Source organism: Xanthomonas sp. NCPPB 901 (assembly GCF_056725085.1).
Genome location: NZ_CM161511.1, coordinates 4,365,122 through 4,391,361 on the forward strand (window position 1 = coordinate 4,365,122; position 26,240 = coordinate 4,391,361).

The following is a 26,240-nucleotide window of genomic DNA, read 5'->3' on the forward strand; positions in this document are numbered from 1 at the left end:
GCGAGACGGCCCCCCATCTTGTTAAGCCACTCTGCCGCCGTCAAGCCGCCGGGTCTGCGGCGCTCGCGCTCACCCGACCCCGTCACCAGAGGAAGGCGACCACCAGCACGATGCCCAGCAGCGACAGGCCGATGCCAGCCAGCACCATCCACTGGGTCAGGCGCGCATTGCGCAGCGCCTGCTCTTCCAGCCAGCGCTCGGCCTCTTCGCGCCAAGGCGGCGGCGACGACGCGGCCAGCAACTGCTGCACGCGCGCCGGTCCCAGCTGCCGGCAGTGCCGACGGCATTCTTCGGGGACCACGGCGCGCTCAGGTGCACTGACGACGGACATGACAACGTTCCTGAATTACTCAACCCAGCGCGAAACGCGGCGCGTCGCCGGCCAGTTCGTGCTCCACCGCCATCCGCGCCAGGCGCGAGTAGTTGGCGCGCGGGCCGGCGCCGCGGCCGACGATCAGGCCCAGGTACTCCAGGCCGGTCCACACCCGCGCCTTCCACTCCACGCCGTCCTCGGCCAGCACCAGGGTCAGGGTGTAGCGGAAGCTCTGCCCCTGCGGGCTGCGATAGTGGTAGCTGGGCGGGAACTGCACGGCCACGTCCCGCGCCTCGCCGAGCGAGGCCAGGTAGCGCCGCAACAGCTGGCGCACGTCGTCGCCAGGATTGAGCCGCAACTGGCGTGCCGCATCGTCCAGGTTGGCCTGATGCTCGACGAACGCGGCCGCGCCGCTGGCCGGGCTGTGCCCGTGGCGCTTGGCCCAGTCGATGAACTGCAGGCGCACATCGCTGCCGGTGTGGGCCTGGTGGAACAACGGCGTCTTCATGCGATCCCCGCATCACTCCAATGGCCTCCATGTTGGCGCGCGCGCCGTGAAGCAGGCGGCGAGGCGGCGTGATCCGCCCGTCATGCCGCACGGATGAATCGGCGGCCAACGGCCGCCGCCGCGCCCGTCGCCGCGATTGCGGGCGCGCCGGCACAGGCACACACTGGGCGTACGCCTCCTGGAGATCCGTCATGAAGATCCGCTATGCCTGGACGGCGCTGGCTGTTGCCTGCCTGTGGGCAGGCGGCGCCTCCGCCGAGATCCGCAACGTCACCGACCCGCAGGCCCCGCGCAGCCTCAGCAGCGACGGCCCGGTGCAGGTGAGCTGGGCCGATCCGGCCACCTTCAGCGAACTGCGGCAGAGCCGCAACCGCTGGGAAGCCGAACGCGGCGACTGGGTACAGGACCTGGCCGCCTATCTGCAGAAGCAGGCCGCCAAGCAACTGCAGCCCGGCCAGCGCCTGGACATCAAGCTCACCGACATCAAGCGCGCCGGCGACTTCGAGCCGTGGCACGGCCCGAACTGGAACGACGTGCGGGTGATGCGCGACCTGTACCCGCCGCGGATCAGCCTGGACTTCACCCTGTACGGCGCCGACGGCCAGGTGCTGGCGCAGGGCCAGCCCAAGCTGATGGACCCCAGCTATCTGTACAACAGCTCGGTCGGCCTGAGTACCGACCCGCTGCGCTACGAAAAGCGCATGCTCGACGACTGGCTGCGCCGCCAGTTCCGCAAGGACAGCGCGGTCGCCGAGCGCTGAGAGCGCACGCGCGGCGCCGGCATCGCGCCGGCGCCGTCAGCCATGGCTCACGCGCCGAGGTAGACGCGCGGGGCGCGCGGGGCGCGCTTGAGGCCGCACAGCAGCCGGTAGGCGCTGGACGCGCAACGCCCCGCCAGCGCGTCGATGCGCGGCTGCTCGCCCCACAACTGCACCTCGCTGCCGAGGCCGGCCTGCGGGTGGTCGGTCAGGTCCACGGTCAGCATGTCCATCGACACGCGTCCGATCAGCTCGCCGGGCGCGCCGTCGATCAGCACCGGCGTGCCGTTGGGCGCGAATTGCGGATAGCCGTCGGCATAGCCGATCGCCACCACGCCGACCCGGGTCGGCCGCGCCGCGACGAAGCGCGCGCCATAGCCGACCGGCTCGCCCGGTGCCAGCTCGCGCACGGAGATGATGCGGGACTGCAGGGTCATCACCGGGCGCAGTTCGCCGGGCAGCGTGGCCGCCGCGGCGAACGGATCGGCGCCGTACAGCATCAGGCCCGGGCGTCCCCAGTCGTTGCGCAGGCCCGGCCAGCCGAGCAGCGCCGGCGAGTTGCACAGGCTGGTCTCGCCGGCCAGGCCGGCGCTGGCCTGGCGGAACACCTCCACCTGCTCCTGCGTGCGCGCGCTGTCCAGCTCGTCGGCGCGGGCGAAGTGACTCATCAGCACCAGCCGCTCGACCTGCGGCAACGCACTCAGCCGCGCGTGCGCGGCACGGAATTCCGCCGGCGCCAGGCCGAGCCGGTGCATGCCGCTGTCCAGCTTCAGCCACAGGCACAGCGGCTGCGGCGCGGCGAAGGCGGCGATCGCCTCCACCTGCCAGGGCGAGGCGACCGCGCACCACAGCCGGTGTTCGGCGACCAGCGGCAGTTCCTCGGCGTCGAAGATGCCTTCCAGCAGCAGGATCGGCGCGGCGATGCCGGCCTGGCGCAGCTCCAGCGCCTCCTCGATGCAGGCCACCGCGAAGCCGTCGGCCTCGCCGTCAAGCGCGCGCGCGCAGGCCACCGCGCCGTGCCCGTAGGCATCGGCCTTGACCACCGCCAGCGCCTTGCCGCCGCTCAGCCGGCGGGCCAGGCGGTAGTTGTGGCGCAGCGCGTCGAGGTCGATCAATGCACGGGCTGGGCGCACGCGACGGCCTCGGCGACGGATGCGGCGGAACCGCGGGAATAACGGAAGATGTCCAGGCCCTCGCCGCTGATCTGCGGCTGCCGCGAGACCATCAGGTCGGCCAGGTAACGGCCCGAGCCGCAGGCCATGGTCCAGCCCAGCGTGCCGTGGCCGGTGTTGAGGAACAGGTTGCGGTAGCCGGTGGCGCCGACCACCGGCGTGCCGTCCGGCGTGGCCGGGCGCAGCCCGGTCCAGAACTCGGCCGCGGCCAGGTCGCCGCCGCGCGGGTAAAGGTCGTTGACGACCTTCTCCAGGGTGGCGCGGCGCCGCGCCGGCCGCGACAGGTCGAAGCCGGCCAGCTCGGCCATGCCGCCGACGCGGATGCGTTCGTCGAAGCGGGTGATCGCCACCTTGTAGCTCTCGTCGAGGATGGTCGAGGTCGGCGCCAGCGCCGCGTCGCGGATCGGCAGGGTCAGCGAATAGCCCTTCAGCGGATACACCGGCAGGCGGATGCCCAGCGGCGCCAGCAGGCCGGGTGAATAGCTGCCCAGCGCGACCACGTAGCGGTCGGCGCGTTCCAGCCGGCCGCCGATGCGCACGCCGTCGATGCGATCGCCGTCTGCCTGCAGGGCCTCGATGGTCTCGCCCTGGCGGAACTGCACGCCGGCCGCGGCGGCCATCGCCGCCAGGCGCTGGGTGAACAGGCGGCAATCGCCGGTCTGGTCGTTGGGCAGGCGCAGCGCGCCGACCAGGCTGGCCGGCGCGCTGGCCAGGGCCGGCTCGACCCGGGCGATGCCGGCGCGGTCCAGCAGTTCGTAGGGCACGCCGTACTCGCGCAGCACCTCGATGTCCTTGGCCGCGCCGTCCAACTGCTGCTGGGTGCGGAACAACTGGGTGGTGCCGAGCTGGCGGCCTTCGTAGGCGATGCCGGTCTCGGCGCGCAACTGGTCCAGGCAGTCGCGGCTGTACTCGGACAGGCGCACCATGCGCGCCTTGTTGATCGCATAACGCTCGGCGGTGCAGTTGCGCAGCATCTGCGCCAGCCACAGGTACTGCTGCAGGTCGGCGGTGGGGGTGATCGCCAGCGGCGCATGGCGCTGGAACAGCCATTTCAGCGCCTTCAGCGGCACCCCGGGCGCCGCCCAGGGCGAGGCGTAGCCGGGCGAGACCTGCCCGGCATTGGCATAACTGGTCTCCAGGCCGGCCGCCGGCTGGCGGTCGACCACCGTCACCTCGCAGCCGTTGCGGGCCAGATACCACGCCGTGGCCGTGCCGATCACACCGCTGCCGAGAACCAGAACCCGCATGCGCTTACTCCGTTCGGATCAATTCCCTGGCTGGATGGCGCCAGGACAGAAGTTCGGTGCAGTATAGGCAGCACAACCCAGGATTTTCTCCTGATTTCTGCCGGCCCTGCAGGCCAAACCCCTGAGACCCGCCCGCATGGCCGCACGCCTCCGCGAACTGGACAAGATCGACCGCAAGATCCTGCGCATCCTGCAGCAGGAAGGGCGCATTTCCTTCACCGAACTGGGCGAGCGGGTCGGCCTGTCGACCACACCGTGCACCGAGCGGGTGCGGCGACTGGAACGCGACGGCGCCATCACCGGCTACTACGCGCGGCTGGACCCGCACTACCTCAAGGCCAGCCTGCTGGTATTCGTGGAGATCAGCCTGGCCTACAAGTCCGGCGACATCTTCGAGGAATTCCGCCGCGCCGCGCTGAAGCTGCCCAACGTGCTCGAATGCCACCTGGTCTCGGGCGACTTCGACTACCTGCTCAAGGCGCGCATCAGCGAGATGGCGTCCTACCGCAAGCTGCTGGGCAGCACCCTGCTGACCCTGCCGCACGTGCGCGAGTCCAAGAGCTACATCGTGATGGAGGAAGTGAAGGAAACTCTCAGCCTGCCGATCGCCGACTGAGCGTTTCGCGCTGGGCGCAGGTCAGGAAACCAGCAGCTTCTCCAAGTCGTCGCGCGAGGAATTGGCGTGGTTCTTGGCCAGTTCGGCCACCACCCGCTTCTGGACCTCCTTGTGCAGCAGCGGCCGCAACTGCCCCAGCGTATGCGGGTCGGCGACCAGCATCAGGTGCTCCACCTGCCCGCGCAGCGCGTCCTGGTACAGGCGCTCGGCCACCTGGCGCACGAACCCGGCCTCGTCCATGGTCATCGGCCGGTCGCCGTCCTCCACACCCTCGATCGGCGTCGGGTTCAGCACCTCGGTCTGCTCCAGCAGCGCGGTCTCGCCGGCCAGATTGACCCGGAACAGGCGCGCGCTGGTGCGATCGGCGACGACGATCAGAGTGTTGTCGGGAAGCTTGCTCATCGGTTCTCCTGGCGAACGTGGCGCCGCGCGAATCGCGGCCGTCGGGGCAGTCTAGGAACCGATTTGTGAGGATGGCGGCCACGCAGCGTTCGCCGCGCGTTGGCCGCCCTGACGCCGCCGCATCAGTCCTGGATGCGGACCCCGTCGCCGCTGGGCACGGTGTTGTAGTAGCGGCCGGTGCGCGTGTCCAGCGCGCGGTTCGGCCCCACCTGCATCGCCCCGGGGATCACCTGGCCGCTGCGGTCGTACAGGCGGACCGGACGGCGCCCGGACGGGTCGGCGACCGCGGCGGCCTGTGTTGCGGGGCTGGCCGCGCGCCGGTGCCGGGTCTTTCCTTGCGGCCGCTCGTCCAGGCTGGACGACACCGGTGTGGCCTTGGGCGCGGTGGCCGACGCCGGCGGCCGCGCGTCGAGACGGCTGGCCACCGAGGGCGGCGGCGGTGGCGCGGACTGCAAGGTATTGGCGTCGCGATTGCCGGCCGGTGCGCCGGGCACCGGCTTGAGCGCCTGCGCGGCGGCGAGCGCCGGCACGAGCAGGACGACGGCGGCAGCACATGGCAGCAAGCGGTTCACGAGGGCTCCATCGACGGACCGGGAAGAGGATTCCACGCTAGCGCATCGGCGGCGGCGCGTCGACGCCGCGCCGGCGCGCTTGATCCGCCCCGTACAGCCCTCATGTTGTTTTCCCTCTTCCAGCCACGGGCCCCGCCATGCGCCGATTCGACCTCGCGCCCCCCACCGTCGCCGAACGCGAGCAGCTGGTGGCCGGACTGAACCTGGAGGAACGCCGGGTGCTGCTGCAGCACGGCACCGAGGCGCCGTTCTGCGGCGTGTTCCTGGACAACAAGCTGGAGGGCGTCTACACCTGCCGGCTGTGCGGACTGCCGCTGTTCCGCTCCAGCGCCAAGTTCGATTCCGGCACCGGCTGGCCGAGCTTCTTCGCGCCCTACCACCCCGACCACGTGCGCGAACTGCGCGACACCAGCCACGGCATGATCCGCACCGAGATCGTCTGCGCCCGCTGCGACAGCCATCTCGGCCACGTGTTCCCGGACGGCCCGCCGCCGAGCGGCGAGCGCCACTGCCTGAATTCGGTCTCGCTGCACTTCACCGAACAGGGCCAGGCGCTGCCCAACCCGCTGCACCGCGGCGGTGGCGAGAGCGAACCGGCCTGATTCCGGCGCCGCCGCGCCGCCACAGGGAGACACCGGTATGCATACCCCGTTGCGTCCCGTCCTGCTCCTGCCGCTACTCCTGGGCCTGGGCGCCTGCCAGCGCAGCCCCGGCCCGCCGCCGCCGGCCGCCCCCGCGGCGGCCGCGTCCTCGCCGACCGCCGCGCCCGGCCTGCAGGCCGATGCCCTGCCCATGCAGTGGCGCTGCGGCGAGGAATTGGTGCAGGCGGCCGCCGATCCGGCCCGCGAGCGCCTGGCCCTGCAGGTGCGCGGCACCCGCCTGGACATGCAGCGCACCGATGCCGGCACCGGCGCGCGCTACACCGATGCGCTGGGCAATGTCTTCCTGCAGTCGCAGCCGGACCAGGCCACGCTGACCCTGGCGGGCGTGGGCAAGACGCTCAAATGCGTCCGCCACGACAGCGGCATGACCGGCTGAGCCGCCGGTCGGCCGCCCGGGCCGCCAAAAACCCGGCACAGTTCACACCTTCAGAATGGCGCCGCGGGGCCGACATCTAGAGCGTCCCCGCTCCGGCCCGCAGGCTGCCCCCGCCATGCTCATCATCGTTGGCTTCATCGTCGTCATCATCAGCGTGGTCGGCGGCTACGTGCTGTCGCACGGCAAACTGGGCGCGCTGTGGCAGCCCTACGAGCTGATGATCATCGGTGGCGCGGCGCTGGGCGCGTTCCTGGTCAGCACCCCGGGCAAGATCGTCAAGGCGACGCTGACCGGCGTGCTGGGCGTGTTCAAGGGCCCGCAGTACAAGGCCGACGACTACCGCAGCACCCTGACCCTGATCTACGAACTGCTGAACAAGGCGCGCCGCGACGGCTTCATGGCGTTGGAAGACCACGTCGAGCGCCCGGCCGACAGCGCCATCTTCGGCAACTATCCGAAAGTGCTGGCCGACCACCACCTGCTCGACTTCATCACCGACTGCCTGCGCCTGATGATCGGCAGCAACATCGAGCCGCACGAACTGGAGCCGCTGCTGGAACTGGAGCTGGAGAAGCACCACCACGAGGCGATGGCGCCGGCGCATGCGCTGAGCAAGGTGTCCGACGGCCTGCCCGGCTTCGGCATCGTCGCCGCGGTGCTGGGCATCGTCATCACCATGGGCTCGATCGGCGGCCCGATCGAAGAGATCGGCCACCACGTCGGCGCCGCGCTGGTCGGCACCTTCCTCGGCATCCTGCTGGCCTACGGTTTCGTCGCGCCGCTGTCGGCGGCGATGGAAGCCCGCGCCGAGCAGGACAGCCGCATCTTCGAATCGGTGAAGACCGCGCTGCTGGCCTGCCTGCGCGGCTACAACCCGAAGATCGCCCTCGAATTCGCGCGCAAGACCCTGCCGACCGACGTGCGGCCGAGCTTCGCCGACTTCGAATCGCATCTGAAGACGATCAAGTAACGCGGTCATGGCCGAGACCAAATCCACCGTCGTCATCCGCCGGGTCAAGAAGGTCCAGGGCGGCGGCCACCACGGCGGCGCGTGGAAGGTGGCCTATGCCGACTTCGTGACCGCGATGATGGCGTTCTTCCTGGTGCTGTGGCTGGTGGCGGCCACCACAAAGGAACAGCGCGCGGCGATCGCCGAATACTTCCGCAATCCGAGCCCGCTGGCCGGCAAGAGCCCGGCGCCGAGTCCCGGTATGGCCGGCCCCGGCGGCGCCAGCACCTCGATGATCAAGCTCGGCGGCGCCGGCGAGATGCAGCGTGGCAACAACAAGGATCCGTTCGGCAGCAAGAGCCTGAAGGGCGACAACAGCAAATCCAGCCAACGCGAGAAGGAGAAGGAGCGCCTGGAAACGCTGATGCAGGAGCTGAAGCAGGCCATCGACAAGAGTCAGGCGCTGGAACCGTTCAAGGACCAGCTGCTGCTGGACCTGACCCCGGACGGCCTGCGCATCCAGATCGTGGACAAGGAGAACCGGCCGATGTTCGACCTCGGCAGCGCGGTGCTCAAGCCCTATACCCGCGGCATCCTCCATGAGCTGTCCGGCTTCATCAACCAGGTGCCCAACCACATCAGCATCACCGGCCACACCGACGTCACCCAGTACAGCGCCAAGAACGGCTACAGCAACTGGGAACTGAGCGCGGACCGCGCCAATGCCGCGCGCCGCGAACTGGTTGCCGGCGGCATGGGCGAGGACAAGGTCTCGCGCGTGGTCGGGCTGTCCTCGTCGGTGCTGTTCGACAAGCAGGTGCCGAACAATCCGATCAACCGCCGCATCAGCATCGTGGTGATGACCAAGGATGCCGAGGAAGCCGCCACGGCCGACGGCGACCACAGCGTCGCCCTGGGCACGGTGCAGCCCGATGCCGACACCAAGGTGCCGGACCTGAGCGCGGCGGCGACGGACGCGGCGGCGACACCGGCCGCCGGCAAGGGTGCGCCCGCGGCCGCGCCGGCCAAGGCCTCGGTGCAGATCGCCGAACCGCGCACCACCTCGCCGGAAGCGGCGGCCGCCGCCGCACGCGAGGCCTTGCGCAGCATCAACGGCAGCGCACCGGTGGCGAGCAATGCCGCCCCCGCCGGCGCCGAGGCAGCCGTCGCGCGCTGACCTCGCGCGGCGCGCCCCCAGGCCGCCCACACGGATTACGATCGCCGCGGCGGGACCGCACACGGTGCGGCGCTTACAATGGCTGCCACTTCGTTAACGAGACCGCCGTGTCCAAGCAATCCAAAGCCAAGCGCGACAAGCGCAAGAAGCAGCAGTCGCCGCGCCCCTTCGCCCGCCTGGGCCGCGAGCAGCCCATCGCCAACCACGCCGTGCTGCAGGACCAGAGCGGCCGCGTGCTGGCCGCGATCGGCCTGCAGGGCCGCCAGTGGCTGTTGGCGGTCGGCGGCCAGACCATGGGCAATGCCGACAATCCGGTGCCGATGCTGGCGATGCTCAAGCACCTGGCCAACCTGCAGGAGCAGGAAGGCAACACCATCACCCTCGAATACTCGGCGCAGCTGCAGCAGATGATCGATGCGCTGGCGGCCGAGGCCGGCCAGACCCCGGCCGAGTACCTGGACGCGCTGGTCGCCGAGTTCGCGGCAGGCGACGGCGCGGCCGAGGACCAGACCGACGCGGACGACGCGCCGGAGACGACCGATGCCGCGCCGGCGCAGGCCGACAGCAGCGCGGCGGCGGACACCGCGGCGGATGCCGACGGCACGCACAAGCCGGCCTGACCGGGCGCGATGGCGGTCTACATCGACGATGCGGTGCATCCCTGGCGCGGCCAGCGCTGGGGCCACCTGCTCGCCGACACCCTGGACGAACTGCACGCCATGGCGGCGCGGCTGGGCATCCCCCGCCGCGCCTTCCAGAACAAACTCAGCGGTGCCCACTACGACGTGCCGGCCGCCCTGCGCGAGGAAGCGATCCGCCTGGGCGCGGTGCCGGTCTCGCGGCACAGCGATCGCGCGCTGCTGAAAACCCTGATCCGCCATGCCCGCGCGCAGGCGCGTGGGGAGGCCGATTGAAACGTGATGGCGGCAGCGGCGTCCGACGCCTTGCTGCGGCGCGGGCATGCGGAGGCACTGGGCCAGCGCTTCCGGCAGCGGCCGACACGGCTGCGTCTGACGACTCCACGCGTCGCGACTGAAGTCGCTCCCACAGGGAGCTGCCGAAGCTTGCCGGTGCACGGCAGGAAGGCGCTTCAGCCCCGACATTCACCACGGGCGATGCGCTCCCTGCTTCGTTCGTCGCCGCTGAAGCCGCTCGCGGCAAGCTGCCGGGTGCACTGTGGGAGGGACTTCAGTCCCGACTGCATCCGACGCCAGAAAATTCGAACGCTCCACTCATCGCGGCTGACGTCGCTCCTACAGGGAGCTGCGGATGCGTGCTGGTGCTCCGCGGTAGTGTTTTTAGCTCCGACATTCGCCGCAAACGGTGCGGTCCCGACTTCGTTCGTCGCGGCTGAAGCCGCTCCTGCAGGCGCTTGCGACAGGCTGCTGGGCGCACTGTGGGAGGGACTTCAGTCCCGACTGCATCCGACGCCAGAAAATCAGACCGCTGCACTCATCCCAACTGAAATCGCTCCCACAGGATGCTGCGTATGCCTGGCACACAAGGCCACAACACCAATCATTGCTGCACGGCGGGGCGCCGACTGACGCGCGCCTAGAACGGATCGCTGCCCGGGCGCAGGTCGATGCCCAGGATCGCGGCCAGGCGCTGCATGTCCTGGTCGTCGCGGCTGAGCGCCATCCAGCCGGCGCGGATCTCGCTGCCGGCGTCCCAGCACCAGATGCTGTAGCCGTGCTCGCGCAGGCGGTCGTAGGCCACGGCCAGCAGCGCGGCGCTGTCGTGGTCCTCGAGGAAATCGGCGTCGTCGACGTCGCCGCCCCAGTCGATGCGCAGGTTCCAGCGCGCGGCCAGTTCGTCGATCGCGCCGATCAGCGCCTCGCGGTCGTGGCCGTCGACGTAGAAGCCCGCGCGCCAGTCGATCGCGTCCTTCAGCGTCCACAACCAGTCCGCGTCCTCGCGCTCGGCCTCGCCGGCGGCTTCGCGGTAGGCGTCGAACTGGCGCAGTGCGCTTTCCTCGTCGCCCGGATTGATCAGCAGCAGCAGGTTCCAGATCAGGCCCTGCTGGGTGTCCGGATCGTCGTCGTCGTCGAACAGGTCGTCGGGATCGTCGTAGTCGGCGCTGTTGTCGGGCATGGCGGCGGCGCATCGGGCATCACGGGGATTGCCAGTGTGCCGCGCCGGGCGCGGCGACGGAAGCGCCGAACTCGGCAACGGCGCCGCGGGCGTTTATCCTTCGCAGCCCGGAAGACGGCGCTGTCCGCCGTCACGCGAAGCCATCACGATGTCCGACACGCCCCCCGACCGCCTGGCGGTCAGCCCGCAGAGCCCGTTCCACGATGCCGAGACGCTGTCGCGCGGCGTCGGCATCCGCTTCAACGGCGTGGAGCGCGACAACGTCGAGGAGTACTCGATCAGCGAAGGCTGGATCCGCGTGCAGGTCGGCAAGGCGCGCGACCGCCGCGGCAACCCGATGACCATGAAGGTCAAGGGCCAGGTCGAAGCGTTCTGGCTCGACGCCAAGTAGGCGCGGCCGCCGGCAGGCGCAACGCCTGCCGGCACGCGACGGCGCTGGGCCGCAGGCCACGGCCCTCGGCGCCGCGCCTCAGGGCTTGAGCCGGTAGCCACTGCGGAAGATCGCCCAGACCACGCCCAGGCACAGCGCCAGGAACCCCAGGGTCATGCCCAGACTGACCGCGATGTGCACGTCGGCCTTGCCGTAGAACGCCCAGCGGAAGCCGCTGACCAGGTACACCACCGGGTTGAACAGGCTGATCTTCTGCCACAGCGGCGGCAGCATGTTGATCGAGTAGAAGCTGCCGCCGAGGAAGGTCAGCGGCGTGATCACCATCAGCGGGATCACCTGCAGCTTCTCGAAGCCGTCGGCCCACACGCCGATGATGAAACCGAACAGGCTGAAGGTCAGCGCGGTCAGCACCAGGAAGCCGAACATCCACAGCGGATGGGCGATCTCGTACGGCACGAAGGCGCGCGCGGTGAGCAGGATCAGCAGGCCCAGCAGCACCGACTTGCTCGCCGCCGCGCCGACGTAGCCGACCACCACCTCCCACCACGCCACCGGCGCCGACAGCACCTCGTAGATGGTGCCGGCCCAGCGCGGCATGTAGATGCCGAACGAGGCGTTGGAGATGCTTTCGCTGAGCAGCGACAGCATCACCAGCCCGGGGATGATGTAGGCGCCGTAGCTGATGCCGTCGATGGCGCCCATGCGCGAGCCGATCGCCGCGCCGAACACCACGAAGTACAGCGAGGTCGACAGCACCGGCGAGGCGATGGACTGGGTCAGCGTGCGGAAGGTGCGCGCCATCTCGAAACGGTAGATCGCGGCGATCGCGTGCAGGTTCATGCGCGCACCTGCGCGGCCGGCCGCACCAGGTTGACGAAGATCTCCTCCAGCGAACTCTCGCTGGAGCGCAGGTCCTTGATCGCCACGCCCTGCTCCTCCAGTTGCCGCAGCAGCGGGCCGATGCCGCTCTGCTCGGCCTGCGCATCGTAGGTGTAGGTCAGCGTCGCGCCGTCGGCGGACAGTTCCAGCGGCTGCGCCGCCAGCGCCGGCGGCAACGCCGGCAGCGGCGCCTGCAGGGTCAGCGCCAGTTGCTTCTTGCCGAGCTTGCGCATCAGCGTGCGCTTGTCCTCCACCAGCACCAGTTCGCCGCGGTTGACCACGCCGACACGGTCGGCCATGTCCTCGGCCTCCTCGATGTAGTGCGTGGTCAGGATGATGGTGGTGCCCTGCTCGCGCAGGCGCCGCACCATCTGCCACATGTCGTGGCGCAGCTCCACGTCGACGCCGGCGGTGGGTTCGTCCAGGAACAGGATGGCGGGTTCGTGCGCCAGCGCCTTGGCGATCAGCACGCGCCGCTTCATGCCGCCGGACAGGGTGGAGATGCGGCTGCCGCGCTTGTCCCACAGCGACAGCTCGCGCAGCACCCGCTCCAGGTGCGCGTCGTCGCGCGGCTTGCCGAACAGGCCGCGGCTGAAGCGCACCGTCGCCCACACCGTCTCGAACGCATCGGTGGCCAGCTCTTGCGGCACCAGGCCGATCTTGCCGCGCGCGGCGCGGTAGTCGCGCACGATGTCGTGGCCGTCGGCCAGCACCCGGCCGCTGCTGGGATTGACCAGCCCGCAGATGATGCTGATCAGCGTGGTCTTGCCGGCGCCGTTGGGGCCGAGCAGGGCGAAGATCTCGCCGCGGCGGATCTCCAGGTCGATGCCCTTGAGCGCCTGGAAGCCCCCGGCGTAGGTCTTGGTGAGCTGTTGCACGGAAATGATCGGCGACACGGGAACTCCCTGGACGCGCGGCGGGCGCGGAAACGGTCCCCAGGGTAGAAGCCGGATCGTGATGGATAAATCCCGATCCGGCGGAAGCACTCTCCCGGATGCGGGACAGTGCGCGAACCAGTGCCTGCACGCGCCGAGCGCCAGCGCCAGCGCCGCCGTGGCGGTGGCGAACGCCGGCTAGCGTTTGCCGGTGTCGAGCCTGCCGGCGCTCGGTCGCGCCGGGCGCGGCCACGGCAGCACGCGCCAGCCGAAGTTGACCCCGGCCGCCGCCAGCAGGATCAGCAGCGCCCCGAGCACCTGCGTCCACGCCAGCGACTGGCCGAAGGCGATGCGATCGACGGCGATCGCCACCACCGGATAGATGAACGACAGCGCCCCGATCATCGCGGTCGGCAACTTCTGGATGGCGCCGTACAGCAGCACATACATCCCCCCGGTGTTGACCACGCCGAGCACGACCAGATCCAGCCACTCGCCAGGACGGGACGGCAAGGCATCGAAGTGCGTGAACGGCGCCAGCAGCACGATGCCGATCCCCAGTTGCAGCAGCGCCAGCAGGTGCGGCGGCGTGCCTTTCAGGCGCTTGGTGACGATCGAGGACACCGCGTACAGAAACGCCGCGCCCAGCGCCAGCGCGACGCCCTGCAGGTACTCGCCGGGCACCGCGAGCACGGCCGGCGCGATGCGCACCACCCCCACCAGCCCGACGAACGCCACCGCCAGCCACGCCACGGTCGAGGCGCTGATGCGCTCGCGGAACACGATCGCGCCCAGGCCGACCAGCATGAACGGCTGCGTGTTGTAGACGGCGGTGGCCATCGAGATCGAGGCGCGCTCGTAGGCGGCGAACAGCAGCAGCCAGTTCGCCACGATCGCGACCCCGCCGAGCAGCACCAGCGCCAGCATCCGCGGCGAGAACGCATTGCGGCGCAACAGCCCCATGGCTGCACAGACGATGACCAGGGTGGCGGCGCCGAACAGGCAGCGGAAGAACACCACATTGACCGGCGACTGCCGCGAGGACACCACCAGCCAGCCGATCGTGCCGGACATGAGCATGGCCACGACCATCTCGGCCGCGCCACGGCGAATCTCGTTGGAGGCCATCCCGGTTCCTTTCAAGGCGACGAATGGCAGTCATTGTAGAAACCGCCACCGCACGAGAACATGCTTTAAATTAGGCATTTCGCAAAATTTGCCTTCGAAAGGAAAGCTATCATGCAAAATCGCCTTTCCCCTCCAGCCGCCGCCACGCTCGATGCGACCGATCGCGCCATCCTTGCCGCGCTGGCGCAGGATGCGCGCATGGCGACCAGCGAACTGGCCCGGCAGATCGGCCTGTCGGCGCCCGCCACCGCCGACCGCATGCGCCGGCTGCAGCACCAGGGCGTGATCGCCGGGTTCGCGGTCGAGCTCGACCCACGCACGCTCGGCTACACCTTGCAGGCGATCGTGCGGGTGAAGCCGCTGCCGGGGCAGCTGCATCTGGTGGAGGAACTGCTGCAACGCATTCCGGAGGTCGTCGAATGCGACAAGGTGACCGGCGAAGACTGCTTCGTCTGCCGGCTGTACCTGCGCACCATCCAGCATCTGGACAGCATCCTGGCGAAAGTCAGCGAACGCGCCGAAACCAATACCGCGATCGTGAAATCGACCCCGGTGCCCAGGCGGCTGCCGCCGCTGGCCGAGGATGTCTAGCGCGGGGTACTAGCCGTGCGCTGCCGCGTGGGCAGGCCTCGCAGCGCCAGCGGCGTAGGCGAGCGGCGGCGGCGTGCCGCCCATTGCAGGCAGAGACGAAGACCCTCGAACCGGCTGCCCGCGGGAAGACACAGGCCGCCCTGCCCGGAACGGCGCCAGGAACCCGCTTTCACGAATCCCCATTCCCGATTCCCCATTCCCAGCCCTCAACTCTTGCGCCGCGCCTCCAGCAAATCCAGATTGCGGATCAGGCGCCGTGCGATCTCGTCGGAAATCTTGCGCTGGCGGGTCAGCTTGAACAGCTCCTGGCGTTCGGCCTGCAGGCCGGCGTGGCGCAGTTGGCGCAGCACCGCGTCCAGGCGCCGCGCTTCCTCCGGGTCGCTCTCCATCGCCTCGCCTTGGTCGAGATGGCGCTGATACAGCGCGCTGACCCGGTTGGCCGCCTCGTTGTACAGGTCGGCGTGCTCGCTGTCCTGCACCAGCCGCTGGCGCAGCTTCTCCACCGCCGCCAGCGCCGCGCGCGAGGACTCGCGCCGCGCCAGGTCCTCCTCCAGGCGGTCGCTCGGCTCCTCCGGCAGTTCCAGCCCGCGCAGCAGCCGCGGCAGCGCGATGCTGGCGACCAGCAGCGAGGTGACGATCACCGCGCTGGCCAGGAAGATCGCCAGGTCGCGCGCCGGGAACGCGGCGCCGCTGGGCAGGACCAGCGGCAGGGTCAGCACGCCGGCCAGGGTGATGGCGCCGCGCACGCCGGCCAGCGAGGTCGCCACCACGATCCGCCACGGCGGGCTCTGCCGGTTCTCGCCGCGGCGGCGCGCCTTGAGCAGGGTCCAGCGCAGCGACAGCCACACCCACAGGAAGCGCAGCAGCAGCAGGCCGACGTAGATCGCCAGCGCGTAGGCGGGCAGCCACCACGGATCCAGGTGCCCGGCTTCGTCCATGTTGTGCATGGCGCCCTGCACGATGCCCGGCAACTGCTCGCCGAGCAGCACGAACATGATGCCGTTGAGGGTGAACTGCACCATGTCCCACACCGCCGAGCGCTGCACGCGCATGCTGCCCGGGGCGCGGCCGCTCAGCTCCACGTAGCTCATGGCGATGCCGGCGGCGACCGCGGCGAGGATGCCCGAGGCGTTGATCGCCTCGGCCAGCAGGTAGGCGGCGAACGGCAGCAGCAGGTTGACCAGGATCGCCGCGCCCGGCTCTTCGCCGACCTGGCGCCACACCCAGCGCTGGGCCAGGCTGGTGCCGACCACCACCGCGATGCCGGCGGCCACGCCGACCAGCGCCACCCACAGGAAGGTCAGCGAGGCGTCGGCCAGCGAGAACGTGCCGGTGATCGCCGCGGCCACCGCGAACTGGAAGCAGACCAGGCCGGACGCGTCGTTGAGCAGCGACTCGCCTTCCAGGATGTGCATCAGCCGCTTGGGGATCGGCGCGCGCGCCGCGATCGAGGACACCGCGATCGGATCGGTCGGCGACACCACCGCGGCCAGCGCGAACGCCACCGCCAGCGGCATGGTCGGGATCATCCAGTGGATCAGGAAGCCGGCGCCGAGCACCGTGAACACCACCAGGCCCAGCGCCAGCTCCAGGATCACGCCCTTGTCGCGGAACAGGCCCTGCTTGGGGATGCGCCAGCCGTCCAGGAACAGCAGCGGCGGCAGGAACAGCAGGAAGAACAGCTCCGGCTCCAGCGCGTAGCCCTTCTTGAACACGCCGGCGATGATCGCGCCCAGGCCGATCTGCACCAGCGGCAACGGCAGCGAGAACGGCAGTACGCGCACCAGGTAGCCGCTGGCCACGACCGCCAGCAACATCGCCAAGACCACTTCGATCGAATGCATGCTCGTCCGGACGGCGGCGCCCCGCCGGCGGCGCCGCCCATGAATGGGGGAGCCTGCAAGCAAAGCGCACCGCGGCGGCGATGTCCAGTGGCGCGGCGGCGCCCAGGCGACTATCCGGCGACACAGCCGGTGGCGGACACCGGCGCCTTTTCGCCGGAGACCGCATGCTCACCATCCAGGAACTCAACCGTTTCATCGACGCACACGCGGCGGAAGGCAGCGTCCAGCGGATCTGGGAGCTGATCGGCGACCACTTCGCCCAGGCCCAGGCCGGCCTGCCGGCCGAGCACGCGATGGAGCGGCGCGAGCTGTCCTTCCACGATCACGTGCGACTGCTGGGCTACCTGTGCCTGCTGCTGGAGGGCGTGTCCGGCGACCTGGTAGAGATCGGGGTCTGGAAGGGCAAGTCGCTGGTGCTGATGAACGAGGTGTCTGGCCGCCAGCGCCGGGTGATCGGCATGGATCCGTTCGCGTTGCCGAACCAGTTCGAGGAATTCGACCACTACCGGCAGCAGTTGCTGCCGAATGCGCGCTTCATCCGCGGCTATTCCGAGTTCTGCGCCGAGCACTTCTACGCCATGGAGCCGAAGGTGGCACTGTTGCACATCGACGGCGGCCACACCGGACGCAACGTGTTGCTGGATTTCCTGCTGTACGGGCCGAGCGTCGTCTCCGGCGGATTCGTGGTGTTCGACGATTACGGCGACTGGGAATACTCGCCGGAGGTCGGCCCGGCGGTGGACCTGCTGCGCGCCGCCGGCTACTTCGGCGACTTTTACGTGCTCGGCTGCGCCCACGGCTTCGAGAACAGCTACGTGCTGCAGCGACGCTGAGCCGGCGCGCCTTGCCCCTTCAACGCGTGCCGGCAGCGGGAAGCAGCGGCGTTCCGAGAACGCCATCGACGGGATGATCGCGGCCAACCAACAAGGCAAGCATGTTCGACACACCGGTCATCCATCCCGGACCCTGAACCCGACAGCCACTCAGGGTGGGGACGTCGCGGCGCGTCTGATGCTGCAGCTATGCTTAAACATCACGGCATGGCAGATATCATTGCGCCACTTCATCGCCAAGGCGTCCGCCCATGAAAAATACAACCGATAAATGGCGTAACCATGACTATTTGGCGAGCATCATCGACAGCATTGATTCAATCGCGGCTGGACGCCCGATCATTCGCGACGCTGACCTCTCCGGCATCATAATCGGTCCATTTGCCATTCTGGAGCAACTGAAAACCGCAAATCTCTTCGAATCGAGAATCAGCAACACCGACCTGTCCTACTCGAAAATATCGGGAAGCGCGAACGATAGTTTTTTCGAGAATGTCATTTTTGAAATTTCCAGCTTGAACAGAGCCCTTCTCTGCAGATCTGAAATAAAGAACTGCAGCTTTTCAAGAAGCAAACTCGCGATAAACATGAATGATGCGACTTGCGAGAAAACCCATTTTGTCAAAGCACGGTTTACCGGTGGATCTTACGGAATGGAGTACGGTGGTCGCCGGGTGAAATTCATAGACTGCGATTTTACCGGCGCTATCTTCGACAGAGTCGAATTCAGAGCATCAACATTCATCAACTGCATTTTTGCTGATGCGAAATTCAAGAAATGCGACTTTCGTGGTGCCAAGTTCGAGGCTGGCGTTTTACCACTGGCAAGCCAGTTCGAGCAGATGGACATCCCTTCTCAGTGTCAGTGATCTCATCGATGCAGGCCGACGATGACGCGCTGCCTGCACTCTGGTAGCCCGTTCGCCACAGCGCTGCCCGGCCTTGCAGCTGCACCACCGTGCGACAGGGCGTTCGCCTGAACCGCCCTTGAGGCGAGCGACGATGCCCGCCCCTATTCATCATTATCTGGCTGGCGTGATGCAACCGCGCCGGCGCTGGGCCCGTAAAAGCGTGTGCACGGTCGACTGATCGCGCATCCCTTTCAAGGAGCAAGCCCATGAAACTCCAATTGCTGGCCCTGGCCCTCGCCGGCCTCGTCTCCCTGCCTGCCATGGCCGCCCCCAGCCAAGCCGCGATGCACGACCACGCAGCGATGAGCGAGGCCAAGCCGAATCCGATGGTCGGCGGCGCGCCGATGTACGCCACCAAGGACATCATCGACAACGCGGTCAACTCCAAGGATCACACCACCCTGGTCGCCGCGGTCAAGGCTGCCGGCCTGGTGGACACGCTGAAGGGCGCCGGCCCGTTCACCGTGTTCGCGCCGACCAATGCCGCGTTCGCCGCCTTGCCGGCAGGCACGGTGGACACGCTGCTCAAGCCGGAGAACAAGGAAAAGCTGACCCAGGTGCTCACTTACCACGTGGTCCCCGGCAAGCTCGATGCGGCGACGCTGCTGGCGCAGATCAAGGCCGGCGGCGGCAGCGCCAAGCTGACCACCGTGCAGGGCGAAGCGCTGATCGCCAAGACCCGCGGCGGCAAGGTCACCCTCACCGACAGCAAGGGCAATACCGCGCACGTCACCACTGCCGACGTGATGCAGCGCAATGGCGTGATCCATGTGGTGGACAAGGTTTTGATGCCGTAAGCACACTTCGGGGGGTGCATTGGCATCGCGGGGACGGCTACGGCCGTCCCTGTTTTGCGCGTCCATGCGGCCACCGCGGCAGAGTTCCGCCGCCGAGGACCGAGCCACGCGCACCGGCGTTCAGTCGTCGACACTGCCTCCGCGCGGCATCTGCACCTGCGCTGCCAGCACGCGCAAATCGCGCACGAAGCCTTGATAGGCGGCCTGGCCCGCCTCGCCGCCACGCTGGCGCAGCACCCACGACGGATGCACGGTGGCCAGCGCGCGGGTGCCGTCGTCCAGCGCCTGCCACTGCCCACGCTGGGCCATCAGCGCAAAGCCATTCCCCAACACCGCGCGCGCCGCGGTCGCGCCCAGGCACAGCACGATGCGCGGGCGCACCCGCGCCAGTTCGCCGGCCAGCCACATCCGACACGCCTCCACGTGCGCGCGCTCCGGATTGCGATGCAGCCGCGCCTTGCCGCGTTGCTCGAAGCGGAAATGCTTGACCGCATTGGTGACGTACATGCCGGCACGTTCGACCCCCAGCTCCTTCAGCGCGCGGTCGAACAGGCGCCCGGCCGGGCCGACGAAGGGACGCCCGCTCAGGTCCTCCTCGTCGCCGGGCTGCTCGCCGACCACCATCACCGCGGCGTCCTGCGGGCCTTCGCCGAACACGGTCTGGGTGGCCGGCTGCCACAGCGGACAGCGGCGGCAGTCGCGCGCCGCCGCGCGCAGCGCCTCGAGGCTGTCGTCGGCGGCCACCGCCGGCGCCGGTGCCGGCGCGGGAATGCGCCGACGCACCGGCGCCGGCGCGCGCTCGGCCATCTCGCGCACGCGCTGCCCGGCGTCGCGGATCAGCGTGGGCAGCAGTTGCGCCTCCGGCAGGTGCTTCCAGTATTTCTGCGGCATCTCCTGGCGCATCATCGTCGGGTTGAGCCGCGCCGGATTGAAGATGTTGGCGTAGTAGGTGCGCCACAGCGTGTCCTGCGCATCGTCGGCCGGCGCATCGGCGCGCTGCGCGCCGGCGCCGAACTGCAGCGTCTCGCCATCCCAGCGCACGCTGCGGTACGGGGTGAGGATCGCCCAGCGCATGCCGGCGAAACGGCGTGCGAAGAACGGTGCCACGCGATCGACGATGTGGTGCTCCGGCTCGAACCAGGCGATGTACGCCTCCTGCTCGCCCGGCACTTCGCGGAAGCGCACGAATGCCTTCATCTTGTGGCTGTCGCGGCGCACCGCCTGCGCCCATTGCTGCGCGCGGTGCACATCGACATCGGTGACCCGCTGCAGCAGCGCGCGCTCGCCGCCGGCGATGCGCCACAGCAGGCGGTACAGCAGCGCATGCCGCTGCGGATCGCGATGGCACAGCACCGCGCCGGCCAGCGCCAGGAACGCCGCCGACACCCGCGGCGGTGGCACCTGCGCGGGCAGCGTCGCGACGTCGGTGCCGACCAGCAGACCGCCCTGCGCATCGCCATCCCAGGCCAGCGTCTCCGGCGCCACCTGCGCGCACCACGCCGCCCGCGCCACCGCCCGCCAGGCCTCCAGGCTCCATGGCGGCACCACCTCAGCCTGAAACACGGCCCGCCCTCCTCATCGGCTCACCGCAGCGACCGCAAACCGCCACAGCACGCCCGCCACCACAGCGACGCAACCACCGCGCTGTCCGCAGATGCCGCTGTTGCTGCTGTTGCAGTTGCAGTTGCAGTTGCAGTTGCAGCAACCATTGCACCGCCCAAACCCACACCACCGCATCGCGTCAATCAAACAGGCCACCCTGCCGCGGCGCCGGCGCCAATTGCGCGCGCAGCCGCTGCGGATCGTCCAGCCGCTGCCGCGGATGGTGGTCGAGCACGCTGACGAACGGCAGCAGCTTCTTCAGCGGCACCCGCAGCCGCGCCAGGTCCCCGACCCGCAGCCGCGCATGCCGCCGCGCCAGCAGCAACCGCTCGACGTTGCGCGTGCCCAGCCCCGGTACCCGCAGCAACAGTTCGCGCGCAGCGGTATTGAGATCCACCGGGAACCGCTCCGGGTTGCGCAGCGCCCAGGCCAGCTTCGGATCCACGTCCAGATCGAGCATGCCGCTGGCCGCGGGCGGGGCGATCTCCTCCACCGAGAAATCGTAGAACCGCAACAGCCAGTCGGCCTGGTACAGGCGGTGCTCGCGCTGCAGCGGCGGCGCCAGCAGCGGCAGCTTGCTGGAGGCGTCGGGAATCGGACTGAACGCGGAGTAGTAGACCCGGCGCAACCGATAGTTGCCGTAGAGATTGTGGCTGGTGTGCAGGATCGCGCGGTCGTCGGCGCCGTCGGCACCGACGATCATCTGCGTGCTCTGCCCGGCCGGGGCGAAGCGCGGCGGCTTGGCCCGCACCCGCGTCTCGGCCTTGCGCGCTTCCTTGCTTTCCTCGATGCGCCAGCGCAACTCGCCCATCGCCGCACGGATGCCGCCGACGTTCTTCTCCGGCGCCAGTTGCGCCAGGCCGCGCTCGGTCGGCAACTCCACGTTGATGCTGAGCCGGTCGGCGTAACGGCCGGCGGCGGCGAGCAGTTCCGGCGCCGCATCGGGAATGGTCTTGAGATGGATGTAGCCGGCGAAGCGGTGCTCCTCGCGCAGCTGCCGCGCCACCTCCACCAGCTGCTCCATGGTGTAGTCGCTGTTGCGGATGATGCCGCTGGAGAGGAACAGCCCTTCGATGTAGTTGCGCTTGTAGAAATCCAGGGTCAGCTTGACCACTTCCGCCGGCGTGAAGCGCGCGCGGCGCACGTTGCTGGACACGCGGTTGACGCAGTAGGCGCAGTCGAACACGCAGAAGTTGGTCAGCAGGATCTTCAGCAGCGACACGCAACGCCCGTCGGGCGTGTACGAATGGCAGATGCCCATGCCCTCGGTGCTGCCGATGCCGCCGCTGCGCAGCGAATGGCGCTTGTCGGCGCCGCTGGAGGCGCAGGACGCGTCGTACTTGGCCGCGTCGGCGAGCACGGCGAGTTTTTCGAGGGTATTCACCGGCCGACGATGCCGGGCCCGCGTCTCAAACGGTGAGACGCGGATGCGGTGCGGCCTTCACCGCCATGAATCGCTCAGGTCGGAGCACCCCGAAACGCCGCCGCGGCGCTCAGGCCGGGACCGGCGCCGTGGCGCCGTCGAAGCGATAGATGTCCATCGCCAGCATCCCGGCGTCGATGCCCGCGTCGATGCGCTGCGCGCCGAGCCCGCCGGCCCCGGCCGCGCCCATCGCCACGTAGATCGGCAGCCAGTGCTCGTCGGTGGGATGCGCGCGCGCGGCGAACGGCGCCTGCCGACGGTAGTCGAGCATCGCCGGCACGTCGTCGCGGTACAACGCCTGCTCGATCCATTCGATGAACGGACGCACATAGGGCCCCTCCTTGCCCTCGGCGTAGCGGCCGAAGTCGTGCAGGTTGTGGGTGATGCTGCCCGAGCCGATCACCAGCACCCCGTCCTCGCGCAGCGGCGCCAGCGCCCGGCCCAGCGCCAGGTGGTGCTCCGGCCCCAGCTCCGGCTGGATCGACAGCGGCACCACCGGGATGTCGGCCTGCGGATACAGCAGCGACAGCGGTACCCACGCGCCGTGGTCCAGGCCGCGGCGCTCGTCCAGCACCGGCGCCAGCCCGGCCTGCGCCAGCAGGTCGGCAACTTCGTGCGCCAGTGCCGGCGCGCCCGGTGCCGGGTATTGCATCGCATACAGCGCCTGCGGGAAGCCGCCGAAGTCGTGGATGGTCGGCGGCTGCGCCGCGGCGCCGACCAGCGGCCGCCGGCCCAGCCAGTGCGCCGAGGCCAGCACGATGGCGCGCGGCCGCGGCAGCGTCGCCGCCAACTGCGCCAGACGGATGCCGACCAGGCCGGGCTGCAGCGCGGTCATCGGCGAACCGTGCGAGATGTACAGGGAAGGCAGACGGGACATGTCAGGTCTCCAGAAAGGACAGGCAACACCGCGCTCAGCGCGTGCGCAACACGAAGCGGCCGTCGCCGATCAGGAACAGCACCGCCAGCGCCAGCGCCCAGAACGCCGGGTACTCCCAGCCGCCGCCGGGATTGGCGAAGCCGAAGCCGTTGGCGCCGTGCACGCTGACGATGGTGCCGAGCAGCAGCGGGATGCCGAGCAGTCCGACCCAACGCGCGTACACGCCGAGCAGCAATGCCGCGGCGATGGTGAACTCCAACGCCATCGCCACATAGCCCAGCGCGCCCGGCAATCCGAGCGACACGAAGTAGGCGGCGGTGCCGGCCGGGGTGAACACCAGCAGCTTGGTCAGTGCATGCACCAGGAACAGCGCGCCCATGGCCAGGCGCAGCAGGGTGGCACCGTAGGGCGCCAGGCGGGAGACGGGAGCGGACATGGGAGACCTCATGACGGGCCGTGGGATGGGGAATGCTGTACAGGCTATTCCCGTCGCCGCCACGAATAAATTATCGTTATTTCGAGAATTCATTTCGGGATCCGCAACAATGGATACGCTTGATGCGATGCGGGTGTTCGTCGCCGTGGTCGACCGCAACGGCTTCAACGCCGCCGCCGAGGCGCTGGGCATGTCCACGGCCAGCGTCACCCGCCAGGTGGCGTTCCTGGAACAGCGCCTGGGTTCGCGCCTGCTCAACCGCACCACCCGCCGGGTCAGCCCGAGCAGCGTCGGCGCCGCCTACTACCAGCGCTGCCAGTTGCTGCTGGCCGAGTTCGACGACATGGAAGCGGCGGTCGGCGAGCAGGCGTTGACGCCTTCCGGGACGCTGCGGATCAACGCCCCGTTCAGTTTCAGCATCGCCCGGCTCGGGCCGCGCCTGGCCGGCTACAGCGCGCGCTATCCGCAGGTCGCCCTGGACCTGACCCTGTCGGACCGCTTGGTGGACATCGTCGAGGAAGGCTACGACCTGGCGATCCGCATCACCCGCCAGGTGGCGCCGACCTTGATCGCGCGCAAGCTCGGCGAAGTGCAGGCCTTCCTGTGCGCGGCGCCGGCCTACCTGGCGCGCGCCGGTACGCCGCAGTTGGCGGCCGACCTGGCCGGCCACGCCTTCCTCAGCTACAGCTACGTGCAGGACGACCTGACCCTGCACGGCCCCGACGGCGCGACCCAGGTGCGGGTGGCCGGCACCCTGCGCGCCAACTGCGGCGACGTGCTGCGCGAGGCGGCCATCGCCGGCATGGGCATCACCGTGCAGCCGGACTTCATGGCCGAGGCGGCGCTGGAGGACGGCCGCCTGGTGCGGGTGCTGCCCGACCACGAACTCGGCCCGATCGGCGTGTACGCGGTCTACGCCAGCCGCAGCCACCTGGCGCCGAAAGTGCGCAGCTTCATCGATTACCTGGTCGAAGTCGGGATCGAGCGCACGATGCGCTCCCCGGCCGAGCACTGAACCCCGGCGCGCGGACCGGACACAACATCCTGCCGATGGCGCTGATCGCGGCGGCCGCGCATGCGCACAATGCCCGCGCTTTTCCCCTCACTCTCAGGAGTCCGCTTATGAGCAAGATCGCGATCGTCTACTTCAGCGGCTACGGCCACACCGTCAAACAGGCCGAGGCCGTGCACGCCGGCGCCGCCAGCGTCGGCGAGGCCACGCTGTACCGCATCGACCAGGACGGCAACCTGCCCGACGGCGCCTGGGAGGCGATCGGCCAGGCCGACGCCATCATCTACGGCAGCCCGACCTACATGGGCGGCCCCGCCTGGCAGTTCAAGAAGTTCGCCGACGCCAGCTCCAAGCCGTGGTTCGCCCAGGCCTGGAAGGACAAGATCGCCGCCGGCTTCACCAACTCGGCCTCGGTCAACGGCGACAAGTTCGCCACCATCGAATACTTCTGGACCCTGGCCCAGCAGCACGGCCAGATCTGGGTCGGCACCGGCCTGCTGCCGTCCAACACCAAGGCGCACGGCCCCAACGACGTGAACTGGACCGCCGGCTCCGGCGGCGCACTGGCGATCTCGCCGTCCGACGCCTCGCCGGACGAGGCGCCGCGCAGCGGCGACCTGGAAACCGCGCGCCTGCTCGGCAAGCGCGTGGCCGAGTTCGCCGCCAAGCTCAAGGGCTAAACCGCAGGCGGCGCCGTGCGTCGGCCACGCATGGCGCCGCTGCGCTCGACGGCCAAGCCACACTCCTAGGCACGCGCCATGCGCGCAGCGTTGCCAGCGCGCGCGTGGCGCATGCCCCTTGTCTTGACGCGCCACAGCCCGTTCGCCCCCGGCTCAAGGGAATCGACACGCTCCGGCGATCACGCGGCAGGGGTGGCGACGCACTCCGGCATCTCGGGCATGGGGCCGCGTTCAAGCAGCCCGTCCTGGCCCAGCCAGGGCCGGAAGGCCGCCAGCGGCAAGGCCGCTCCGAGGACACGAACAAGCCTGCAGACACTGCACGCATCGCGACGCCATCCAGGCAGCGGTGCACGCAAGCGTACGCCTGCTGCGCGGCGACTCCGGCACGCGGCGGCATTCAGATCCGCCTGGGCATCGCCGCGCTACGCTGGCGCCGGCATCGCCCGCAACGCGCGCCGGCGCGTGGCCACGACGGAGGACCGACAATGCAGCGACTGCGCATCGCAGTGGACATGGACGAAGTGATCGCCGACGCGCTGTCGGCACAGTTGGCGTGGCTGCAGCAGCGCTTCGGCTACGTCTGGGAAGCGCCGCAACTGCACGGCAAACGCCTGCGGCACTTGCTCGCCGCCGAGCACGCCGAGGCGCTGGAAGCGCATCTGCAACTGGGCGAGTTCTTCGGCACGCTGCGCTGCATGCCCGGCAGCCAGGACGCGCTGCGCCGGCTGTCGCGCCGCCACGAGGTGTTCGTCACCACCGCGGCGATGGAATATCCGGCGTCGATGCCGTTCAAATGGACCTGGCTGCGCACCCACTTCGATTTCCTGGATCCGCTGAACATCGTGTTCTGCGGCGACAAGCGCATCGTCGCCGCGGATATCATGATCGACGACAACGCCCGCCATTTCGCCCATTTCCGCGGCCAGGGCGTGCTGTTTTCCGCGCCCCACAACACCGCCGAGCAGCGCTACCCGCGGCTGCGCGGCTGGGACGAGGCCGACGCGCTGCTGCAACGCCTGGCGCAGCAGCGCTGAAGACGCCAGCCGCGCGTTCGCGCACGCCAGCCGCCATCGCCGACGCGCCAGGCCGCCCCGCCGCGGCCCGCGCCGTTTTCG

General features: G+C 69.4%; 31 protein-coding genes. 16 read left to right on the forward strand and 15 right to left on the reverse strand.

Features of this window, described 5'->3' with window-relative positions:
- Positions 1–82: 82 nt before the first annotated feature.
- Both AC1PME_RS18510 and AC1PME_RS18515 read right to left on the reverse strand, forming a co-directional pair.
- On the reverse strand, positions 83–331 hold the full coding sequence (locus AC1PME_RS18510; RefSeq protein WP_481096645.1) for a hypothetical protein: 249 nt from the start codon (positions 329–331) through the stop codon (positions 83–85).
- A 19-nt stretch (positions 332–350) separates the two neighbouring features.
- Positions 351–821 carry a hypothetical protein gene (locus AC1PME_RS18515; RefSeq protein ID WP_481096646.1) on the reverse strand — a complete coding sequence of 157 codons (471 nt, stop codon included), beginning with the start codon at positions 819–821 and terminating at the stop codon, positions 351–353.
- Between the two features lie 191 nt (positions 822–1,012).
- On the opposite strand from AC1PME_RS18515, the gene AC1PME_RS18520 reads away from it, so the two are divergent.
- Positions 1,013–1,582, forward strand: coding sequence for a DUF3016 domain-containing protein (locus tag AC1PME_RS18520; RefSeq protein ID WP_254459289.1), 570 nt, complete (start codon positions 1,013–1,015; stop codon positions 1,580–1,582).
- Between the two features lie 47 nt (positions 1,583–1,629).
- Here AC1PME_RS18520 and alr read toward each other — a convergent pair whose 3' ends face one another.
- Together alr and AC1PME_RS18530 are read right to left on the reverse strand one after the other, a co-directional pair.
- A complete protein-coding gene (gene alr, locus AC1PME_RS18525) occupies positions 1,630–2,712 on the reverse strand; it encodes an alanine racemase (RefSeq protein ID WP_481096647.1) in 1,083 nt (360 codons plus the stop codon).
- Complete coding sequence (locus tag AC1PME_RS18530) at positions 2,691–3,998, reverse strand: D-amino acid dehydrogenase (RefSeq protein ID WP_254459291.1); 1,308 nt, start codon at positions 3,996–3,998, stop codon at positions 2,691–2,693. Before AC1PME_RS18530 ends, alr begins: the two co-directional genes overlap by 22 nt.
- 136 nt (positions 3,999–4,134) lie before the next feature.
- Here AC1PME_RS18530 and AC1PME_RS18535 point away from each other — a divergent pair, with 136 nt between their 5' ends.
- A complete protein-coding gene (locus AC1PME_RS18535; protein WP_017908762.1) occupies positions 4,135–4,614 on the forward strand; it encodes an Lrp/AsnC ligand binding domain-containing protein in 480 nt (159 codons plus the stop codon).
- Positions 4,615–4,635: 21 nt separating this feature from the next.
- On the opposite strand, the gene AC1PME_RS18540 is transcribed toward AC1PME_RS18535, so the two are convergent.
- On the reverse strand, positions 4,636–5,016 hold the full coding sequence (locus AC1PME_RS18540; RefSeq protein WP_048492458.1) for a baeRF12 domain-containing protein: 381 nt from the start codon (positions 5,014–5,016) through the stop codon (positions 4,636–4,638).
- 122 nt (positions 5,017–5,138) lie between these two features.
- Positions 5,139–5,588, reverse strand: coding sequence for a hypothetical protein (locus tag AC1PME_RS18545; RefSeq protein WP_254459292.1), 450 nt, complete (start codon positions 5,586–5,588; stop codon positions 5,139–5,141).
- Between the two features lie 137 nt (positions 5,589–5,725).
- Here AC1PME_RS18545 and msrB point away from each other — a divergent pair, with 137 nt between their 5' ends.
- The 6 genes from msrB to AC1PME_RS18575 all read left to right on the forward strand — a co-directional run bounded on the left by msrB (position 5,726) and on the right by AC1PME_RS18575 (position 9,666).
- On the forward strand, positions 5,726–6,190 hold the full coding sequence (gene msrB, locus AC1PME_RS18550) for a peptide-methionine (R)-S-oxide reductase MsrB (protein WP_481096648.1): 465 nt from the start codon (positions 5,726–5,728) through the stop codon (positions 6,188–6,190).
- A gap of 37 nt (positions 6,191–6,227) precedes the next feature.
- Complete coding sequence (locus tag AC1PME_RS18555; RefSeq protein WP_481096649.1) at positions 6,228–6,626, forward strand: MliC family protein; 399 nt, start codon at positions 6,228–6,230, stop codon at positions 6,624–6,626.
- Positions 6,627–6,741: 115 nt separating this feature from the next.
- A complete protein-coding gene (gene motA / locus AC1PME_RS18560; protein WP_254459295.1) occupies positions 6,742–7,596 on the forward strand; it encodes a flagellar motor stator protein MotA in 855 nt (284 codons plus the stop codon).
- Positions 7,597–7,603: 7 nt separating this feature from the next.
- Positions 7,604–8,752 carry a flagellar motor protein MotB gene (motB, locus tag AC1PME_RS18565; protein ID WP_481096650.1) on the forward strand — a complete coding sequence of 383 codons (1,149 nt, stop codon included), beginning with the start codon at positions 7,604–7,606 and terminating at the stop codon, positions 8,750–8,752.
- A gap of 107 nt (positions 8,753–8,859) precedes the next feature.
- Entirely contained in the window at positions 8,860–9,372 is a 513-nt protein-coding gene (locus AC1PME_RS18570) for a hypothetical protein (RefSeq protein ID WP_254459297.1), read from the forward strand.
- Between the two features lie 9 nt (positions 9,373–9,381).
- Positions 9,382–9,666 carry a DUF4031 domain-containing protein gene (locus tag AC1PME_RS18575; protein WP_254459298.1) on the forward strand — a complete coding sequence of 95 codons (285 nt, stop codon included), beginning with the start codon at positions 9,382–9,384 and terminating at the stop codon, positions 9,664–9,666.
- A 640-nt stretch (positions 9,667–10,306) separates the two neighbouring features.
- On the opposite strand, the gene AC1PME_RS18580 is transcribed toward AC1PME_RS18575, so the two are convergent.
- On the reverse strand, positions 10,307–10,846 hold the full coding sequence (locus tag AC1PME_RS18580; RefSeq protein ID WP_307552656.1) for a DUF6630 family protein: 540 nt from the start codon (positions 10,844–10,846) through the stop codon (positions 10,307–10,309).
- Positions 10,847–10,994: 148 nt separating this feature from the next.
- Here AC1PME_RS18580 and AC1PME_RS18585 point away from each other — a divergent pair, with 148 nt between their 5' ends.
- A complete protein-coding gene (locus AC1PME_RS18585) occupies positions 10,995–11,237 on the forward strand; it encodes a DUF3297 family protein (protein ID WP_048492240.1) in 243 nt (80 codons plus the stop codon).
- A gap of 78 nt (positions 11,238–11,315) precedes the next feature.
- Here the strand turns inward: AC1PME_RS18585 and AC1PME_RS18590 are convergent, their stop codons facing one another.
- From AC1PME_RS18590 to AC1PME_RS18600, 3 genes are all read right to left on the reverse strand, one after another.
- Positions 11,316–12,077, reverse strand: a complete 762-nt coding sequence (locus tag AC1PME_RS18590) for an ABC transporter permease (RefSeq protein WP_254459300.1) — start codon at positions 12,075–12,077, stop codon at positions 11,316–11,318.
- Positions 12,074–13,012 (reverse strand): ABC transporter ATP-binding protein, encoded by a 939-nt coding sequence (locus AC1PME_RS18595; RefSeq protein ID WP_307552659.1) that lies wholly within the window; start codon positions 13,010–13,012, stop codon positions 12,074–12,076. Before AC1PME_RS18595 ends, AC1PME_RS18590 begins: the two co-directional genes overlap by 4 nt.
- 177 nt (positions 13,013–13,189) lie before the next feature.
- Positions 13,190–14,119 carry a DMT family transporter gene (locus AC1PME_RS18600; RefSeq protein WP_481096651.1) on the reverse strand — a complete coding sequence of 310 codons (930 nt, stop codon included), beginning with the start codon at positions 14,117–14,119 and terminating at the stop codon, positions 13,190–13,192.
- 111 nt (positions 14,120–14,230) lie between these two features.
- On the opposite strand from AC1PME_RS18600, the gene AC1PME_RS18605 reads away from it, so the two are divergent.
- Positions 14,231–14,710, forward strand: a complete 480-nt coding sequence (locus AC1PME_RS18605) for an Lrp/AsnC family transcriptional regulator (protein ID WP_307552663.1) — start codon at positions 14,231–14,233, stop codon at positions 14,708–14,710.
- Between the two features lie 206 nt (positions 14,711–14,916).
- Here AC1PME_RS18605 and AC1PME_RS18610 read toward each other — a convergent pair whose 3' ends face one another.
- The gene (locus AC1PME_RS18610; RefSeq protein WP_254459304.1) at positions 14,917–16,554 is read right to left on the reverse strand and encodes a Na+/H+ antiporter; all 1,638 of its coding nucleotides are present in this window, start codon (positions 16,552–16,554) and stop codon (positions 14,917–14,919) included.
- 164 nt (positions 16,555–16,718) lie between these two features.
- On the opposite strand from AC1PME_RS18610, the gene AC1PME_RS18615 reads away from it, so the two are divergent.
- The 3 genes from AC1PME_RS18615 (at position 16,719) to AC1PME_RS18625 (ending at position 19,095) form a co-directional block, all read left to right on the forward strand.
- Positions 16,719–17,387 (forward strand): class I SAM-dependent methyltransferase, encoded by a 669-nt coding sequence (locus AC1PME_RS18615; RefSeq protein ID WP_481096652.1) that lies wholly within the window; start codon positions 16,719–16,721, stop codon positions 17,385–17,387.
- A gap of 251 nt (positions 17,388–17,638) precedes the next feature.
- Entirely contained in the window at positions 17,639–18,256 is a 618-nt protein-coding gene (locus tag AC1PME_RS18620) for a pentapeptide repeat-containing protein (RefSeq protein ID WP_481096653.1), read from the forward strand.
- 248 nt (positions 18,257–18,504) lie between these two features.
- A complete protein-coding gene (locus AC1PME_RS18625; RefSeq protein ID WP_481096654.1) occupies positions 18,505–19,095 on the forward strand; it encodes a fasciclin domain-containing protein in 591 nt (196 codons plus the stop codon).
- A gap of 120 nt (positions 19,096–19,215) precedes the next feature.
- On the opposite strand, the gene AC1PME_RS18630 is transcribed toward AC1PME_RS18625, so the two are convergent.
- The 4 genes from AC1PME_RS18630 to AC1PME_RS18645 all read right to left on the reverse strand — a co-directional run bounded on the left by AC1PME_RS18630 (position 19,216) and on the right by AC1PME_RS18645 (position 23,433).
- Entirely contained in the window at positions 19,216–20,658 is a 1,443-nt protein-coding gene (locus AC1PME_RS18630; RefSeq protein ID WP_481096655.1) for a UdgX family uracil-DNA binding protein, read from the reverse strand.
- 178 nt (positions 20,659–20,836) lie between these two features.
- Positions 20,837–22,081, reverse strand: coding sequence for a putative DNA modification/repair radical SAM protein (locus AC1PME_RS18635; protein WP_481096656.1), 1,245 nt, complete (start codon positions 22,079–22,081; stop codon positions 20,837–20,839).
- 109 nt (positions 22,082–22,190) lie between these two features.
- Entirely contained in the window at positions 22,191–22,997 is an 807-nt protein-coding gene (locus tag AC1PME_RS18640) for a DODA-type extradiol aromatic ring-opening family dioxygenase (RefSeq protein WP_254459309.1), read from the reverse strand.
- 34 nt (positions 22,998–23,031) lie between these two features.
- A complete protein-coding gene (locus AC1PME_RS18645; RefSeq protein WP_254459310.1) occupies positions 23,032–23,433 on the reverse strand; it encodes a DoxX family protein in 402 nt (133 codons plus the stop codon).
- Between the two features lie 109 nt (positions 23,434–23,542).
- Between AC1PME_RS18645 and AC1PME_RS18650 the strand changes: the two genes are divergently transcribed.
- The 3 genes from AC1PME_RS18650 (at position 23,543) to AC1PME_RS18660 (ending at position 26,159) form a co-directional block, all read left to right on the forward strand.
- Positions 23,543–24,448, forward strand: coding sequence for a LysR family transcriptional regulator (locus AC1PME_RS18650; RefSeq protein ID WP_307552680.1), 906 nt, complete (start codon positions 23,543–23,545; stop codon positions 24,446–24,448).
- 107 nt (positions 24,449–24,555) lie between these two features.
- Positions 24,556–25,125, forward strand: a complete 570-nt coding sequence (locus AC1PME_RS18655; RefSeq protein ID WP_481096657.1) for a flavodoxin family protein — start codon at positions 24,556–24,558, stop codon at positions 25,123–25,125.
- A gap of 485 nt (positions 25,126–25,610) precedes the next feature.
- On the forward strand, positions 25,611–26,159 hold the full coding sequence (locus AC1PME_RS18660) for a 5' nucleotidase, NT5C type (RefSeq protein ID WP_481096658.1): 549 nt from the start codon (positions 25,611–25,613) through the stop codon (positions 26,157–26,159).
- Positions 26,160–26,240: the final 81 nt, after the last annotated feature.

Coding starts and splice junctions, on each gene's coding strand:
- AC1PME_RS18540 (WP_048492458.1), bottom strand. CDS start 5,016: ATGAGCAAGCTTCCCGACAACACTCTGATCGTCGTCGCCGATCGCACC.
- AC1PME_RS18625 (WP_481096654.1), top strand. CDS start 18,505: ATGAAACTCCAATTGCTGGCCCTGGCCCTCGCCGGCCTCGTCTCCCTG.
- AC1PME_RS18600 (WP_481096651.1), bottom strand. CDS start 14,119: ATGGCCTCCAACGAGATTCGCCGTGGCGCGGCCGAGATGGTCGTGGCC.
- AC1PME_RS18510 (WP_481096645.1), bottom strand. CDS start 331: ATGTCCGTCGTCAGTGCACCTGAGCGCGCCGTGGTCCCCGAAGAATGC.
- AC1PME_RS18530 (WP_254459291.1), bottom strand. CDS start 3,998: ATGCGGGTTCTGGTTCTCGGCAGCGGTGTGATCGGCACGGCCACGGCG.
- msrB (WP_481096648.1), top strand. CDS start 5,726: ATGCGCCGATTCGACCTCGCGCCCCCCACCGTCGCCGAACGCGAGCAG.
- AC1PME_RS18605 (WP_307552663.1), top strand. CDS start 14,231: ATGCAAAATCGCCTTTCCCCTCCAGCCGCCGCCACGCTCGATGCGACC.
- AC1PME_RS18660 (WP_481096658.1), top strand. CDS start 25,611: ATGCAGCGACTGCGCATCGCAGTGGACATGGACGAAGTGATCGCCGAC.
- AC1PME_RS18615 (WP_481096652.1), top strand. CDS start 16,719: ATGCTCACCATCCAGGAACTCAACCGTTTCATCGACGCACACGCGGCG.
- AC1PME_RS18535 (WP_017908762.1), top strand. CDS start 4,135: ATGGCCGCACGCCTCCGCGAACTGGACAAGATCGACCGCAAGATCCTG.
- AC1PME_RS18620 (WP_481096653.1), top strand. CDS start 17,639: ATGAAAAATACAACCGATAAATGGCGTAACCATGACTATTTGGCGAGC.
- AC1PME_RS18555 (WP_481096649.1), top strand. CDS start 6,228: ATGCATACCCCGTTGCGTCCCGTCCTGCTCCTGCCGCTACTCCTGGGC.
- AC1PME_RS18515 (WP_481096646.1), bottom strand. CDS start 821: ATGAAGACGCCGTTGTTCCACCAGGCCCACACCGGCAGCGATGTGCGC.
- AC1PME_RS18610 (WP_254459304.1), bottom strand. CDS start 16,554: ATGCATTCGATCGAAGTGGTCTTGGCGATGTTGCTGGCGGTCGTGGCC.
- AC1PME_RS18585 (WP_048492240.1), top strand. CDS start 10,995: ATGTCCGACACGCCCCCCGACCGCCTGGCGGTCAGCCCGCAGAGCCCG.
- motB (WP_481096650.1), top strand. CDS start 7,604: ATGGCCGAGACCAAATCCACCGTCGTCATCCGCCGGGTCAAGAAGGTC.
- AC1PME_RS18655 (WP_481096657.1), top strand. CDS start 24,556: ATGAGCAAGATCGCGATCGTCTACTTCAGCGGCTACGGCCACACCGTC.
- AC1PME_RS18650 (WP_307552680.1), top strand. CDS start 23,543: ATGGATACGCTTGATGCGATGCGGGTGTTCGTCGCCGTGGTCGACCGC.
- AC1PME_RS18590 (WP_254459300.1), bottom strand. CDS start 12,077: ATGAACCTGCACGCGATCGCCGCGATCTACCGTTTCGAGATGGCGCGC.
- AC1PME_RS18580 (WP_307552656.1), bottom strand. CDS start 10,846: ATGCCCGACAACAGCGCCGACTACGACGATCCCGACGACCTGTTCGAC.
- AC1PME_RS18640 (WP_254459309.1), bottom strand. CDS start 22,997: ATGTCCCGTCTGCCTTCCCTGTACATCTCGCACGGTTCGCCGATGACC.
- AC1PME_RS18645 (WP_254459310.1), bottom strand. CDS start 23,433: ATGTCCGCTCCCGTCTCCCGCCTGGCGCCCTACGGTGCCACCCTGCTG.
- motA (WP_254459295.1), top strand. CDS start 6,742: ATGCTCATCATCGTTGGCTTCATCGTCGTCATCATCAGCGTGGTCGGC.
- AC1PME_RS18575 (WP_254459298.1), top strand. CDS start 9,382: ATGGCGGTCTACATCGACGATGCGGTGCATCCCTGGCGCGGCCAGCGC.
- AC1PME_RS18520 (WP_254459289.1), top strand. CDS start 1,013: ATGAAGATCCGCTATGCCTGGACGGCGCTGGCTGTTGCCTGCCTGTGG.